Origin of the sequence: Sphaerochaeta sp. PS, assembly GCF_032144095.1 — a bacterium.
GTDB lineage: Bacteria > Spirochaetota > Spirochaetia > Sphaerochaetales > Sphaerochaetaceae > Sphaerochaeta.
The window spans coordinates 19,888-34,185 of record NZ_JAVSNJ010000019.1 but is presented as its reverse complement, the minus strand read 5'-3'; the positions used below and the strand labels follow the sequence as shown (position 1 = coordinate 34,185).

The following is a 14,298-nucleotide window of genomic DNA, read 5'->3' as shown; positions in this document are numbered from 1 at the left end:
AAATAGCCTATCATCCACGACAACCCATCAGGTCTACTGTACAGAGGGGACCATCTTGCTGGGAGGACGCCCTGGCAAACGTCCCACATTTTCCGGAAACCAGCCATAGGCTAGAGAGTCTGTAGCAATGGCATCTTCATGCCCAGCTTAGGATCGCCTTGAGTAGGGGCGAAAACAAAAACTCCTAGGCCCGAAATACTCTCTTTGGAAACAAGAAAGAAGTTTTGGCATCTGCTGGAGGTAGTGAGTACAAGCATGTTGCCTTCTTTTTTTGGAGATGGGAAAAAGGTAGCAGGTGGAAAACCCTTTGTGTGAAACACAGCTTTTGGTAGATGTGAAGAGCAAACTTCGTACATACAGTATTCAGTATCTCTATAATATGGGCCAAATCACGAGAAAATACACCCAAGGTTTAGATTTATGTAACACTGTACCGCCTACTTATTCCGTTACCCTTGTCATAAGTAACAAAGCCAGAAAATTAAGGTAATTACTTAGATAGCAAAACAATAAAAAAAATTATTAAATATTTACTATTTTTAATATATATTATTTTAAAACTATTGACATAAGTCTCACTACACTATATCCTACCAGTGTGCTTAGGAAAAGGCACAAAAAAAGAAATCTTGCACGGGAGCTTAGCTCCTAAAGGAAAACCCCATGAAAAAGACAATCATTGCAACCCTTCTGATCCTGATCATCGCTTCGGCCAGCATCTTTGCTTCTGATGACAGCTTCACCGTCACCACCACAGTCAGCGAGAAGGGACAGATGAAGGTTTCTTCTGCCGCCATGGTTGGAAATACTGCCGCTGCATATGCAACAGCAGGGGATTTTACCACAAAGAATATTACTGCAAGCGGAGCCCAGACCATCGCCGCATGGGTGACCACCCTTTCCAATAAGAGAACCGGGTATACTCTCACCATGGGTGCAACTGCAATGACCAATACTGAAGGTGTTACTCCCTCCTATATCAACTACACTGTTGGCTGCAATAGCCAGGTTGTTACTACCAATGGAGGAACTGCCGTTGCCGCAGTGCTCATCGATACTGTCACTGGTCTCACTGGCCTTACCGGCAAATCAATGCCCATATCGCTTACTGTGGATTCTACCACCTTTGATGCTGCAGTATCTGGTTTGCACACCGGCACCGTAACCTTCACCTTCACAGCAACGTAAGAGAAGCCGCTGAAACCACCACCAGCTTGCCTGCACACAGGGACCTCCTTTTAGGAGGTCTCTGCTATTGTTGGGACAGGTGGATAGAATACCCTGGATCTGAAAAATAGGATGAGTAGCGTTTTTCTTGGGATGTAATGTCCAACCATATTGGTACTCATGGAAAGGGTGGCATAAGGTGTGGTACTATGCTTCCTATGAGAATCATACAGACAGCAGTTGGAAAAAATCAGGTGCCCCTGACCGGGTACCTGCAGGATTTTACCCAGGATGGGGGTATTCGGAATATCAGGCCTACGGTGGTGATCTGTCCCGGAGGAGCATATCGATTTCGTTCGGAAAGGGAGAGGGATCCAGTTGCCCTTCACTTCCTCTCGATGAGCTATAACGTCTTTATCCTCGACTACTCGGTCCAGGAGGAGGCGGCCTCGCTCAATCCCCTGATAGAGGCGAGCGACGCCATCATCAGGATCCGCGAGCATGCGGTGGATTGGATGTGTGACCCGAACAGCATAGCTATTGTGGGCTTCAGTGCGGGAGGCCATCTTGCGGCATCGCTGGCAACCATGCACGACCATCCCAGGCTGCTCGCAGCCTTTGATACCAAGGGTGGTATGAACCGCCCCGATGCAGCAGTGCTCTGCTATCCTGTCATCTCCACCAAGAGTGGGGTCTGCCACCAGGAGAGCTCCGACTGGGTAAGCGGGAAGGATGAGGAGGACCGAAAGCTCTTCAGCCTTGAGGATAGGGTCACCGAGACTACCGTGCCCTGCTTTATCTGGCATACCGTCACTGATGGATCGGTTCCGGTGGAGAACAGCATGCTCTTTGCCTCAGCACTCAGGGCAAAGAACATCCCCTTCGCCCTGCATCTCTTTTCTGAGGGCGCGCATGGGCTATCGATGAGCAACCACGAGGTAGGGACGCCAAACAAGGAGTGCCAGGCTTGGGTAGGCCTCTGTTCCTCATGGCTGAATGGGCGGTTTGAGCACGAGCTATAGGGATTCGTCGATGCCCTCGGCAGCTCGGATCCCACTTGCCCAGGCACCGGTTATCCCCCGGCTTGTCCCAGCTCCATCGCCTGCAAACCAGATATCCTCGGTAACGCGGAACCGTTCATCGAGGTAGGTTGGCTTGTTTGCATAGAGCTTGATCTCCGGGTAGTACATGATCGTCGATGGATGGAGGACCCCTGGCACTATGGTGTCGAGGTTCTTCATTGCCCGCCAGATGGCCCGAAGTATCTTCGCTGGTATTGCCAGGGAGATATCACCCGGGCAACAGCTCTTCAGCGATGGCTCGAAGTCATACAGGTCCCCGCTGAAGCTGTCCTCCTTGCTCCGGGAACCCAGACGGAAGTCCCCGACCCGCTGCATGAGAGGCTTTCCTCCTCCCATCAGGGAGGCCTGGAGCCCGAGGTTCTCGGCAAAGGCCTGCCCGCTGGCAAGGGGGGCCGTGAAACGCACGGTCTTCAGGATCGCAAAGTTGACCAGGCCGTTGTCGGTGCGACTATCTGGGGAGAATGCATGGCCGTTGACCGAGTGCCACTGGTCGCCACGGCTTGTGGCATACCGTTCCCGTACCACATGGGCATTGCCGCTGTTGGTGCAGAACGTCCGTACCTTTTCAGGAAAGTAGAACTTGGGGTCGTAGTAGTCCTTGACGATCGGGTAGTGTTCGATCCTGGTCTCGATCCTGAGGCCGATGTCGACGATGTTGTCCACAAAGGGAACGGAGAGGGTGTGCATCAGGTCCTGCAAAAAATGGAAGCCCTTTCGCCCTGGGGCCACGAGGAGCTTCTTGTACCCAATCTCCCGCTTCTCGGTAATGATGAACCTCTCCTGCTGGTTGATGTTCTCCATCGCCTCGCCCAGTGCGAGTTCCACCCCAAGTCCTGCCAGCCTTGCCAGCAGTGCCTTGATGAGGATCAGCCCTCCATCGGTACCCAGATGGGTCTGCCTGATGTCCAGCAGGGTGCACCCAAGCCGTTCTGCCCTCTTCTGATAGACCTCTATGTTTGATTTGGGAAGGAAGGAGGGCTGGAGGAACTCTATTACCTGGTCCAGATAGTGTCCGGCATCCTCGGCTGTCCAATACTCGACGGGAAAGCCGATAGGGTAGGTGAAGTTCATCTTGCAATCATTGCGCATGCCACCTGTGGAGGTCTTCTCCCTATCAAGCATGAGTATCTTGAGTTCAGGCCTCCTGGCTGCCAGGGTAAATGCGGCACCCATTCCGGCAGGTCCGCTTCCTACAATGACAACATCATACTGTTCCATCTGGTCCCTCCAAAGAAGATTGGAAGGGTTTTCCTTCCGCGTCATTATCGCTAATCTTCCTTCATTGGTAAAGCCCCAACTTGTTCGGAATGTATTGCGCAAACAAAGTAAACATAGTACCATTCCCTATTAGGAATAATACTATGGAGTTTACGCCATGTACATGAGTGTCAGCCAAGCTGCCCTGCAGTGGGGGATTTCTGAACGCCGGGTGAGGATCCTTTGCGCTGAGGGAAGGGTGGACGGGGTTATCCGCAATGGATGGGCCTGGAATATCCCCCTTGATGCCTCCAAGCCTGGAGACGGGCGGCAATTGCGCCATCTGAAGAATGACGACCTCAGGGTAGGTTCCATCAACTTGTCCGCCCTGGAAAAGGCCCAGGAGGAATTTCTCACCCTCCAGAAGGATTCTGAGTTTGTGATGCGCATGTACAGGCAGGCCGCCTTCCGGTTCACCCTCAGCACCTTTGTCTATGAAGGGCTGGACCTGGGACATGAAGATCTGGCCCTGTTGTTTTCAGGATGCTTTTCCTCTTCCGTTTCCTTCGATACCCAGTTGCTTGCCCTCAACACCCGATCCATCCTGTTGCGTCTTGTGCAGGAGAGCGGGCTGGGCCCGGTGGGAGGAGGGGTTCGGCATACCCCCTTCTACACCGAAAGCCGGTTGCTCCAACTCTATAGGACGCTCCTGCAGGGGATAGACGATGAGGCTGGTTCGTACCGGAGGGTCGAGGCTTCCGAGCAGAGGTCCCTGTCTGTGAAGACAAGCATGGAAATCCTGCTGACCCAGTACGAAAGGGAGTGGTCAGCCCTCCATCCGCTTGTCCGTGCCCTCTTTTTGTTTGGTGAACTGCTTCGCATTCGTCCTTTCGGACGGTATGATGCAATCTTTGCATCCTTGGCCCTTGCCGGTGAGCTGCTCAATAGTGGCTTTCCCCCGGTTTTTGTTGATGTGTCCATGCTGGATGAGTTCAAGGCAGCCCTCCTGCTTACCCGAACCAGGGGTAATTACCAAAATACGTTGAGGATGCTTGAACAGTCCCTGCAGCATGAGTTTGCGCTATTGTTGCGCAAGGAGAGTAGTACATGAGTTACGATTACTATTTCCAGAACGCCACGATTGTCGATGGGTCGGGACAGGGTTCCTTCATCGGCGATGTGGCGGTCAAGGATGATACCATAGTCAAGGTTACCCAGGGCCAGGGCGTTGCTTCTGGGCAGGTTATCGATGCCTCCTCGTTGGTCCTCTGCCCGGGGTTCATCGACATCCATGGCCATAGCGAGCTGGAGGTCCTGAGAAACCCTGCGATGTTGCCAAAGATCTGCCAGGGCATCACCACGGAGGTTGCAGGGAACTGTGGCATCGGGGTCTATCCCCTCAAGGAGCAGCATACCGATTTGGTCTCCCAGGTGCAGGATATCCTCGGTCCATTTGGACCCTTTGGTTGGAGAACGTTCTCAGACTATGCAAAAGTCTGGAAAGAGAGGGCAAGCGGGACAAACATGGCCTTTCTCCAGCCACATAGCCCCCTGCGCTATTATGCCCTAGAGGGAAACCCCAACCGGCCTGCAACCGAAGCTGAGGTACAGAAGATGTGCTCCCTGCTCGAGAAGAGTTTCAAAGAGGGGTGTGTGGGCTTTTCCAGCGGCCTCTACTATGCTCCCTGTCTCTTTGCCGACCGACGGGAGTTGCTCTCCCTGCTGCGCCTGACCAAACGCTACGACCGGTTCTTTGCCGTCCATATCCGTTGCGAGGGCAATGACGTGATCGAGGCCCTCGAGGAGGTCATCGACCTTGCACGGATGACCGGTGTGAGGCTGGAGATAAGCCATCTCAAGGCTATCGGAAGGGTAAACCAGATTCTGGTCTCCGAAATGCTCACGCTCATTGAGAAGGCAAGGTTGGAGGGCATCGACGTACTGTTCGACCAGTACCCCTATGAGTATGGTTCAACCAGCCTCTTTAGCCTGCTGCCTCCCCACTACCTTCGTCTCACGAGGGAGGACCTGCAGAGGTTGCTCTCAAGCCCCAAGGAGCGTTGTGCCATCAAGGAGGAGATGCAGAACCCGGAGGGATGGGACAGCCTCTATGAACTTTGCGGCTGGGACAACATCACAGCCCTTGTGCTTGACAGCAACCGCCAGTATGAGGGCCTCACCCTTACCGAAATTGCAAACCGGAGAAACCAGGGGCCCTTTGACTCCTTCTTCGACCTCCTTATGGAGGAGAAGGGTTCTGCCCTGATGACCGACATCACCCAGAGCCAGGACTCCCTCAAACGGATCCTGAGCCATCCGCTGATGTGCTTTGGAACCGATGCCCTCTTTGCAGGGCAGAAGACCCATCCGCGCTCCTATCAGGCTGCTGTGCATCTGTTGGACAGGTATTGGAAGCAGCTGGATGTGCTTCCCCTTGAGGTGCTCATCAACAAGATGACAGCTGAACCTGCCTCACGGATTGGGCTTGCAGACCGTGGAAAGGTGATGCAAGGCTACAAGGCCGACCTTGTCCTCTTTGACCCCCTTGCCATAGCGGACAACTCCACTGACAGCAATCCCTCAGCCAAGCCCAGTGGCATGGTGATGGTGCTGGTCAACGGCAAGCCTGCACTGCTGGATGGGGAGCCTACCGGAAGGTGCACAGGAGAGATGCTTGCCCTCTACTCGTAGCGCTGGAGGAACCGCTGGGTACGTTCGTTCTTGGGCCGGTTGAACAGCTCCTCCGGCCTGCCTTCCTCGACGATGAGCCCATCATCCATGAAGATGACCCTGTCGGATATATCCCTTGCGAAGGACATCTCGTGGGTGACGACGATCATGGTCATCTTCTCCTTTGCCAGGGTTTTGATGACTTTCAGGATCTCACCGGTGAGTTCGGGGTCGAGGGCGCTGGTGGGCTCGTCAAAGCAGAGTACTTCAGGGTTGAGGGCAAGGGCGCGTGCTATCGATACCCGTTGCTGTTGGCCACCCGAAAGCTGGCAAGGGTAGGCCTTTTCCTTTTCCTCAAGGCCCATCTTCACCAACAGCGCCCGTGCGGTCACTTCCGCTTCAGCCTTGGTCTTCTTCAGTACATGCATCTGGGCTTCGGTGATGTTGCGTAGCACATTCATGTGGGGAAACAGGTTGAAGTTCTGGAATACCAGGCCACAGTGAAGCCGTACGGTGTGCAGGGTGTTCTTTGACGCATACTGCACGATCCCGTTGGAATCGGTCGTCACCATGGTGTCGCCGCAAACCTCAATGGTGCCCTGGTCAATGGGCTCAAGTTGGGTAAGGCAGCGCAGGAGGGTACTCTTGCCACTGCCTGATGGCCCGATGACAGAGAGGACCTCTCCTTTCTGCAGGGTAAAGGAGATGCCCTTGAGAACTCCCAGCCCGTCAAAACCTTTTTTCAGGTCTGTCACTGATATGATGTTCATCCGGCCTCCTAATTGTAGTAGTTGAGTTTTTTCTCAAGCTGGTCGAAGCTCTTGGCCACGATTGCGTTCATGACAAAGTAGAAAATGCCTGCTATGAAGATCGGCATGGTGGAGAACTGCCTTGCTGAGGCATTCTGTGCCACCCGGAAGAGCTCTGCAACCCCGATGGTCTGGGCCAGGGCCGTATCCTTGACCAGGGTTATTACCTCATTTCCCATTGCCGGAATGATGCGTTTGAGTACCTGGGGAACCACAATGTGGGTGAAGGTGTGTGCCTTGGAGAAACCAAGTACCTCACTGGCCTCGAACTGCCCCTTGGGTATCGACTGGATGCCTCCGCGGTAGATCTCGGCAAAATACGCGGCATAGTTGATGACGTAGGCCACAATGACTGCGGTAAAGCGGTTGTAGGAGGCCCCGAAGATGTAGTAGGGGGCGAAGTAGACGAAGATCAACTGCAAGATCAGGGGTGTTCCCCTCATGATCATGATGTAGGCGTTGACCAGGGTCGAGACAATACGGCTCTTTGCCATCCTTCCCCTTGCTACAAGCACGCCCAACGGGAGTGAAAAAAGCAACGTAAGGACAAAGATCTTGAGGCTTGTTACGGTTCCTACCAGCATCTGCTGCAGTAGCTGTCCCATGTGAATCTCCTCCGATGGTGTGGCATGCATGAACATGCCATGAACTGCTAGGGTCAAGAAATACCAAAACAGGAAAATGTTTGCAGTAAGGGCAGGTCCCTGGGCCTGCAAACCAAGGAAAAAGGCAAGGCCTGCCAAAAACAACAAACGGGGAGCCTAGGCTCCCCGTCATACTAGCGAATAATTTATTTTCCTACAACCGTAATGTCGGCACCGAACCACTTGGTGGCGATCTTTGCCAGGGAGCCGTCAGCTTTCAAAGCCAGCATCTGGGCCCAGACCTCGTCAGCAAGTTTCTGCTCGCCCTTACGGAATCCAACCCCATATGACTCATTGGTGAGGTGCTCGTCAAGGATCCTGAAATCCTTTCCGCTGCGGTTGATGTTGTCGTTGGCTACCAATAGGTCGATGATCAGGCCATCGATACCGCCGATCTCCAGATCCATAAGGCCGGTGAGGTTCTCCTTGAACTCAACAACGTTCTTCACCGATGCCTTGAAGGCAGGGCTGTTGTCCAGGGCCTCGGCGGCTGAGGAGCCTGCCTGTAGGCCTATGTTCTTCTTTGCAAGGGAGGCAAGCGAGGTGTAGGGGGAGGAGCCTTTCACCACCACAACCTGCGCATTGTTAACATATGGCGGGGTAAAGGTCATTGCGTTCAGCCTGTCCTCGGTGATGGTGAAGCCATTCCAGATGCAGTCGATGTTGCCGGTGTTCAGTTCCTGTTCTTTGGCGTTCCAGTCGATGGTCTGCAGGACCAGCTCCACACCCATGCCCTTGGCAACCCCTCTTGCCAGGTCGATGTCAAAGCCTACGATCTCATTGTTCTCGTCACGGAATCCCATGGGGGGGAAGCTGTCGTCAAGACCTACGATGAGCTTGCCTTTTGCAAGTATCTTCTGCAGGGAGTTGTCTACCCCTGGCCCCTGTTCCTTCGACCCGGCCCCAAAGAGGGTGGATGTCAGCAGCAGGAGGGCAAGCAGTGCAATAGTGATTTTTTTCATGGCGTTTCTCTCCTATAATTACAGATGCCTCAATTGGCAGTTAGGAGGAGTCTATACGGATATCACAAGAATATCCAGTCTTATTGCATATTTATTCATTGGCTGTATATCATTTTGGGATATACGCGTATGAATGGGAGTTATTCCATGGCTATAGTGACAATGGAAAATGACCCTGTTTTTCTTTACAGGGCATGTAGTTGTTAATACCTGCCACGCAGGTTGACTCTCTCTCTGTTTTTCAGTTTCCCTTTTCCGGAGGGATGGTTGTTTTGTGGCAGATATTGGCATATTCGCATCCGCAACATGCAGAACTTGCCTTGTTGTCATCGGAACAGGAACCACATCCACCATCATCACCTTTTCCCCGGATGGTCTGGATGGCATACCAGAGCAACAGGACAACCACGACAGCTACAAGTATATTGGCAAGAGCAATAATGAACATAGGCATAACCACCTCATAGGATGAGCAGTACTACAACCCGTACCAGTAGTGCTGCAAGATAGGCGATCCCTGTCTGCCATACGAGGGCGAACAGGAGTTTTCCCTTGCTTCCCAACTCCTTTGCCATTGCGCTGATTGATGCAATGCAAGGGGATGAGAGCAGGATGAAGGTCATGTAGGCAAGGGCAGATGAAGCATTGAAGAGGGAGGTTATCCCGGCATCACCCATGGTGACGCTCAGGGTGCTGACAATGGATTCCTTGGCCGCAATTCCAGTCAGCAAGGCCACCGTTGCCTGCCAGAACCCAAAGCCAAGAGGCTTGAAGACCGGTGCTATGACCCTGCCTAGCATGGCCAGCATGCTTGCATCGGGATCGACCGGCTGTAGCGCAAAGGAGAATGAGGACAAGAGGTAGATGACCACAGAGGAGAGCAGTATGACTGTCCCTGCCTTCCTGACAAAGCCCATCGTCCTCTCCCTGGTCTGGAGCCAGACGTTTCGCATCTGGGGAAGCTGGTAGCGTGGAAGCTCAAGGATGAATACGTTCTTCTCCTTGTGCTTGTCAAAGGCCCTGACGATGAAGCCGGTGAAGATGATGGCCACAATCCCGATGAGGTAGATCAGAGGGGCGATATACCACTGCCCCGGGAAGAAGTAGGTGATCATGAGGGCGAAGATCGGCATCTTGGCCCCACAGGGGATGAACGGGGTCACCAAAATGGTCAGCTCGCGCTGTTTCTGGTGCTCGATGGTGCGCGTGCTCATGATGGCAGGGACCGTGCAACCTGTCCCTATAACCAGGGGGATGATCGACTTGCCCGACAGGCCGATGGTTCTCATCAGACGGTCAAGGATGAAGGCTATCCTGGCCATGTAGCCGCAGTCTTCGAGGATGCTCAGGAGGAGGAAGAGGACAAAGAGCTGGGGAACGAAGGTCAGTACGCTTCCCACCCCTGCTATGATGCCTCCCACCAGGATGCCTGATAGGATGGGAACTACCCCAAGGGCGTCCAGCAGGATAGTGAGGTTCTCCCCAAGCATTCCGAAAATCCTCTCCAGCCACCCTGTGGTAATGCCACCTACCAGGCCGATGGAGAGGTAGAATACACCCCCCATGATGGCGATGAAGAGGGGGATCGCTCCGAATCGGCTGGTTGCGATGGTGTCGAGGTTGAACGACCGTTTCTGCTCTTTCTTGACCTGGCAGGCACGGGAAATGTGTTCGGCCACCTTGTAGCGCTGGTCTATGATGATGGCCTCGACATCGTCGTCGTAGTGGGCCCTCAGGCTTGCCTGTGCTTTGGCAAGGTAGGCGGCGAAGCTTTCCGGGAAGGGAGGCATGGTGGTAAGAAAGAGTTCATCCTCCTCCAGCAGCTTGATGGCAGCCCAACGGGGAAGCCTTCCCTTGGGAATGGTATGGAGGTAGTCATGGGCCACCAGTTCGTTGATGTATTTTTCCACATAGTTGGAGAAGAGGGGACAGGCCGGGGCTTTGTTTTCCGCAAGGGCTTTCTCGACTTCGGCCTTGAAAACCTCGAGGCCTATGCCCTTGCTGGCGGAGATGGATACCACCGGGCAGCCTGTCATGAGGGAGAGACGCTTCTGGTCGATGGTGATGCCCTCCTTTTCCAAGAGGTCCTGCATGTTGAGCACTATCAGCACCGGCCGTCCCAGTTCCGAGAGCTGGGTGGTAAGGTAGAGGCTTCGTTCCAGATTGGTTGCATCTATGACATCGATAATGAGGTCGGGCCTCTCATCGAGTATATACCGTCTGGAGAGTTTTTCTTCGGGGGAGTAGGGGGAGAGTGAGTAGATGCCCGGAAGGTCCAGGACCTTGAACCCATTCCATGCTCCCTCTTTTTTCTCTACGGTAACTCCAGGCCAGTTGCCTACATAGGCTGTGGTACCCGTAAGGGAATTGAACAACGTGGTCTTCCCGCAGTTGGGATTACCGATGAGGGAGATTGTCTGCATGGTCACCTCAATTCTATGGCCCGGGCTTCAGCCTTGCGTAGGCATAGATTGTACCCTCGCAGGGTAACTTCCATGGGGTCTCCCATGGGGGCCATCTTGACTACCTCTATATCTACACCTTTTGTGAACCCCATATCCATCAGCCTTCGTTTCAGCTGCTTGGGTGCTGTTATGGTTCCCACCGATGCTTTTTGTCCAACAGTTAGCTCATCCATAGTCATTGCCATAGGTATTCCTTATTGTTACCTCTATAAGTTAGTCAAAACAAACATATGTGTCAATGGCTTTTGCTCCTCTCCCTGTCCCGATATCTTGGGATGACAAAAAAAGGGATGCGTGGTACGATGGGGTATGCAAAAATCTGGGGAAGATTACCTGGAAGCCGTATTGGCGATTCACCAGGAGAAGGGTAAGGTACGGACTACTGATGTGGCCCTGCGCCTTGGTGTTTCCAAGCCAAGCGTCAATCGGGCGATGAAGATCCTCATGGCCGATGGGTATGTGATCCAGGAGACCTACGGGGATATCCTTCTGACAGAGAAGGGTGAGATCAAGGCATCACAGGTCTATTTCCGCCACAAGACACTGACATCGTTCCTGCATGAGACGCTGGGGGTCGACCCACGGATCGCCGAGCAGGATGCCTGCCTCATCGAGCATGACATCTCCAGCGAAACCATGGAGAAGCTCGCCTCCTTCATGCGAAAGCAGCGGGAGAAGAACTGACTCCTTGCCTGTATACAAGTTATAACATTTCTGTTTTTTACAATACAAGTTTGCCTATGGACACTAAGAATGACTTTTACGTGCACAAATCGGGTCAATAAACTCAAAAGCTTTGGCTTGTGGTGGGACTGACCCGGTGGGTACAATTAAGACATAAATGACTTTAGGAGGTCTGTATGAAAAAAGCACTAGTAATGTTAGCTCTCTTCGTGCTCATCATCCCCGCCGCTTTGTTTGCCGCCGGAGCAAAAGAAGCTGTAGTTGATGAGAATGCCCCTGTAACCGTGCAGTATTGGACACATGAGGACCCTGCAAGAACCCAGCTCGAGACTGAGCTGATCGCAGAGTTCATGGCCAAACACCCCAACATCACCGTGGTTCGCACAACCCAGTCTGCAGTAAAGCAGATCGAGCTGGTCCAGACTGCCTTTGCAGCAAACCAGGGCCCAGACATGTTCAACCTGCCGATCGAGAACCAGTATGCGTATATCACCAACTCCCGCGTAGCCCCAGTCGACTACAAGGCCGCAGGATATGCCAACAAGCAGGACTTGCTGGACAAGTATATTCCTGGTGTTCTGGATACGGTGACACTCAACGGTGAGGTCTATGGCCTTCCCCTCGAGCTGACCAACTGGTCCATCTACATCAACAAGAAGGTCTTCCGTTCCGCTGGCCTCAATCCCGAGACCGACTATCCCAAGACCTGGGAAGAGATGGCTGACATCTCCGCAAAGCTAGTACTTCGCGATGGTGACATCCTCATCCGCCGTGGATTTGACTTCAGGTATCCCTACTATCTGACCTTCTTTGTTCCGATGGTAGAGCAGCTTGGTGGCGATCTCTTGAGCGCCGATGGCAAGAAGGCCATCATTGGCGACGATGCTTGGATCAAGGCCCTTACCTTCATGAAGAATTGGGGACCAAGCGGACGTAATCTCGGCTCTCCTACCTACAAGAATGCCCGTAACATCTTCAACCAGGACAACAATGACATCGCAATGGCCCACACTGGTCTCTACCAGGAGGGAAGAATCCAGAAGGACAATCCTGCTTTCTTCAATAGCAAGGAGTGGATGGTTGTCCCATTCCCCGTGTTCAAGGATGCCGTACGTAACGTCGCTTCCTGCTACTATGGTCACTTCTTCATGGTCAACGCTGACGCTTCCCCTGCTGTACAGAAGGCTGCCTGGAAACTTTCCGGCTTCCTGCTCAGCCATGGTGAAGACTACCTGACCCGTGGTGGAAACATCATCCAGCCTACCAAGGCCCTGTTTGCTTCCGACACCTTGAAGAACATGCCCTATAGCAAGGTCTTCATCGATGACATGAACCGCTCACACATGATCTACTACGGAGAGAACTCCGCTCAGATCCAGACCCTGATCCGCAACGCCGTCGAGTCTGTCATGCTCAGTGGGGTAAGCCCTGAAAAGGCACTTGCAACACTCAGAGCTGCTGCACAAGAAGTGATTGACGAGCAGTAGAATCAACTATATGTGTTCTGCCGGTTTTCGCCGGCAGAACATCTCTTTGCCTCACCCTATAGTTCCTTGTCTCGCTTTTCCCGATTCTCCCCAATTCTGTTCGCTTCTTTCCTACCGGGGTGGAATCAAAGCTTCGCAACGTTAGCATCACCAGTGATCATGGGCAGATTTGCCCCTCTCCAGGAGAAACTCTATGGGTTCCAAGAAAAGTTACAGCATCGAGAAAAAACAGGCGCGTTGGGGAATTGCCTTTGTCGTCCCATCCTTGGTGTTTTTCTCGGTTTTCAATTTTTATCCTATCCTGAATGCCTTCTATACCAGCTTTTTCAACAAGAAAGCGCTGAGCAAGGCTCCTCCCAAGTTTCTCGGACTTGAAAACTATGTCCGTCTCTTCAATCCGGCGACCTCCGGAAATGAACTGTCGTTCCTCAACTCATTGAAATCAACCCTTGTCTTTACCATGGGTACCTTCATACCCCTGCTGATAATCAGCCTCATCATTGCAGTCTTCATCAGCAACCTGACCAGCAAGAGGAGCAAGAAGTTTTTGCAGATAGCCTACTACTGTCCTGCAATCCTCTCCTCCGTCGTTGCCGCAACCATCTGGATGCTCATCTTCGACCCAAGAGGGTTGGGCAACCAGTGGATGAATGCCCTGCTCAAGACACCCGGAACCGATCATCGCTGGCTTGTGGACCCTGTCATGGAACAGGTCTCTACCATGGTGATCTACTTCTGGAAATACATAGGCTACTTTGTGATCCTCTTCATCACAGGCCTTGCCTCGATTCCTCCGACCCTCTATGAGGCGGGTACCATCGACGGGGCAAACAAGTGGCAGAGCTTCTGGAGGATTACCCTCCCTCTGCTCAAGCCGACGGTAGTGTTGGTTTCTGTCATGGCCATGTTGCAGTGCCTGAAGACCTTCAGCACCCAGTACATGCTCTATACCAACGGGGCACCGAGGGCACCTATAAACGTCATTACCTTCAACATCTACATAACCGGTATCCAGCAGCAGTACCTCAGCCGTGCAAGCGCCATGAGTGTCGTGCTCTTCATCCTGATGCTCAGTTTGACCTTGTTCCAGTTCAAGACAACCAAGAGCGAAAATGTGGACTATTAGGAGCA

General features: G+C 52.9%; 14 protein-coding genes. 7 read left to right on the top strand and 7 right to left on the bottom strand.

Annotated elements, in window-relative coordinates:
• Positions 1-663 precede the first annotated feature (663 nt).
• Both ROJ03_RS12155 and ROJ03_RS12150 read left to right on the top strand, forming a co-directional pair.
• Positions 664-1,188 (top strand): hypothetical protein, encoded by a 525-nt coding sequence (locus tag ROJ03_RS12155; RefSeq protein ID WP_313727334.1) that lies wholly within the window; start codon positions 664-666, stop codon positions 1,186-1,188.
• Positions 1,189-1,385: 197 nt separating this feature from the next.
• Positions 1,386-2,189, top strand: a complete 804-nt coding sequence (locus ROJ03_RS12150; RefSeq protein WP_313727333.1) for an alpha/beta hydrolase — start codon at positions 1,386-1,388, stop codon at positions 2,187-2,189.
• On the opposite strand, the gene ROJ03_RS12145 is transcribed toward ROJ03_RS12150, so the two are convergent.
• Complete coding sequence (locus ROJ03_RS12145; RefSeq protein ID WP_313727332.1) at positions 2,184-3,467, bottom strand: FAD-dependent oxidoreductase; 1,284 nt, start codon at positions 3,465-3,467, stop codon at positions 2,184-2,186. The genes ROJ03_RS12150 and ROJ03_RS12145 overlap by 6 nt on opposite strands.
• 157 nt (positions 3,468-3,624) lie before the next feature.
• Here ROJ03_RS12145 and ROJ03_RS12140 point away from each other — a divergent pair, with 157 nt between their 5' ends.
• The gene (locus tag ROJ03_RS12140) at positions 3,625-4,557 is read left to right on the top strand and encodes a hypothetical protein (RefSeq protein ID WP_313727331.1); all 933 of its coding nucleotides are present in this window, start codon (positions 3,625-3,627) and stop codon (positions 4,555-4,557) included.
• Positions 4,554-6,137 (top strand): D-aminoacylase, encoded by a 1,584-nt coding sequence (locus ROJ03_RS12135; protein WP_313727330.1) that lies wholly within the window; start codon positions 4,554-4,556, stop codon positions 6,135-6,137. Before ROJ03_RS12140 ends, ROJ03_RS12135 begins: the two co-directional genes overlap by 4 nt.
• On the opposite strand, the gene ROJ03_RS12130 is transcribed toward ROJ03_RS12135, so the two are convergent.
• From ROJ03_RS12130 to ROJ03_RS12105, 6 genes are all read right to left on the bottom strand, one after another.
• A complete protein-coding gene (locus ROJ03_RS12130; protein ID WP_313727329.1) occupies positions 6,128-6,886 on the bottom strand; it encodes an amino acid ABC transporter ATP-binding protein in 759 nt (252 codons plus the stop codon). The two genes, ROJ03_RS12135 and ROJ03_RS12130, sit on opposite strands and share 10 nt — an antisense overlap.
• Before the next feature lie 8 nt (positions 6,887-6,894).
• The gene (locus tag ROJ03_RS12125; protein WP_313727328.1) at positions 6,895-7,530 is read right to left on the bottom strand and encodes an amino acid ABC transporter permease; all 636 of its coding nucleotides are present in this window, start codon (positions 7,528-7,530) and stop codon (positions 6,895-6,897) included.
• Between the two features lie 185 nt (positions 7,531-7,715).
• A complete protein-coding gene (locus ROJ03_RS12120; RefSeq protein ID WP_313727327.1) occupies positions 7,716-8,531 on the bottom strand; it encodes an amino acid ABC transporter substrate-binding protein in 816 nt (271 codons plus the stop codon).
• A 241-nt stretch (positions 8,532-8,772) separates the two neighbouring features.
• The gene (locus ROJ03_RS12115) at positions 8,773-8,979 is read right to left on the bottom strand and encodes a hypothetical protein (RefSeq protein ID WP_313727326.1); all 207 of its coding nucleotides are present in this window, start codon (positions 8,977-8,979) and stop codon (positions 8,773-8,775) included.
• A 13-nt stretch (positions 8,980-8,992) separates the two neighbouring features.
• Complete coding sequence (feoB, locus tag ROJ03_RS12110; RefSeq protein ID WP_313727325.1) at positions 8,993-10,954, bottom strand: ferrous iron transport protein B; 1,962 nt, start codon at positions 10,952-10,954, stop codon at positions 8,993-8,995.
• Positions 10,955-10,956: 2 nt separating this feature from the next.
• Positions 10,957-11,181 carry a ferrous iron transport protein A gene (locus tag ROJ03_RS12105; RefSeq protein ID WP_313727324.1) on the bottom strand — a complete coding sequence of 75 codons (225 nt, stop codon included), beginning with the start codon at positions 11,179-11,181 and terminating at the stop codon, positions 10,957-10,959.
• Positions 11,182-11,305: 124 nt separating this feature from the next.
• Between ROJ03_RS12105 and ROJ03_RS12100 the strand changes: the two genes are divergently transcribed.
• The 3 genes from ROJ03_RS12100 (at position 11,306) to ROJ03_RS12090 (ending at position 14,293) form a co-directional block, all read left to right on the top strand.
• Positions 11,306-11,680 (top strand): metal-dependent transcriptional regulator, encoded by a 375-nt coding sequence (locus tag ROJ03_RS12100; RefSeq protein WP_313727323.1) that lies wholly within the window; start codon positions 11,306-11,308, stop codon positions 11,678-11,680.
• 176 nt (positions 11,681-11,856) lie between these two features.
• Entirely contained in the window at positions 11,857-13,167 is a 1,311-nt protein-coding gene (locus ROJ03_RS12095) for an extracellular solute-binding protein (RefSeq protein WP_313727322.1), read from the top strand.
• A gap of 193 nt (positions 13,168-13,360) precedes the next feature.
• Positions 13,361-14,293 (top strand): sugar ABC transporter permease, encoded by a 933-nt coding sequence (locus tag ROJ03_RS12090; RefSeq protein WP_313727321.1) that lies wholly within the window; start codon positions 13,361-13,363, stop codon positions 14,291-14,293.
• The last annotated feature ends 5 nt before the right edge of the window (positions 14,294-14,298 follow it).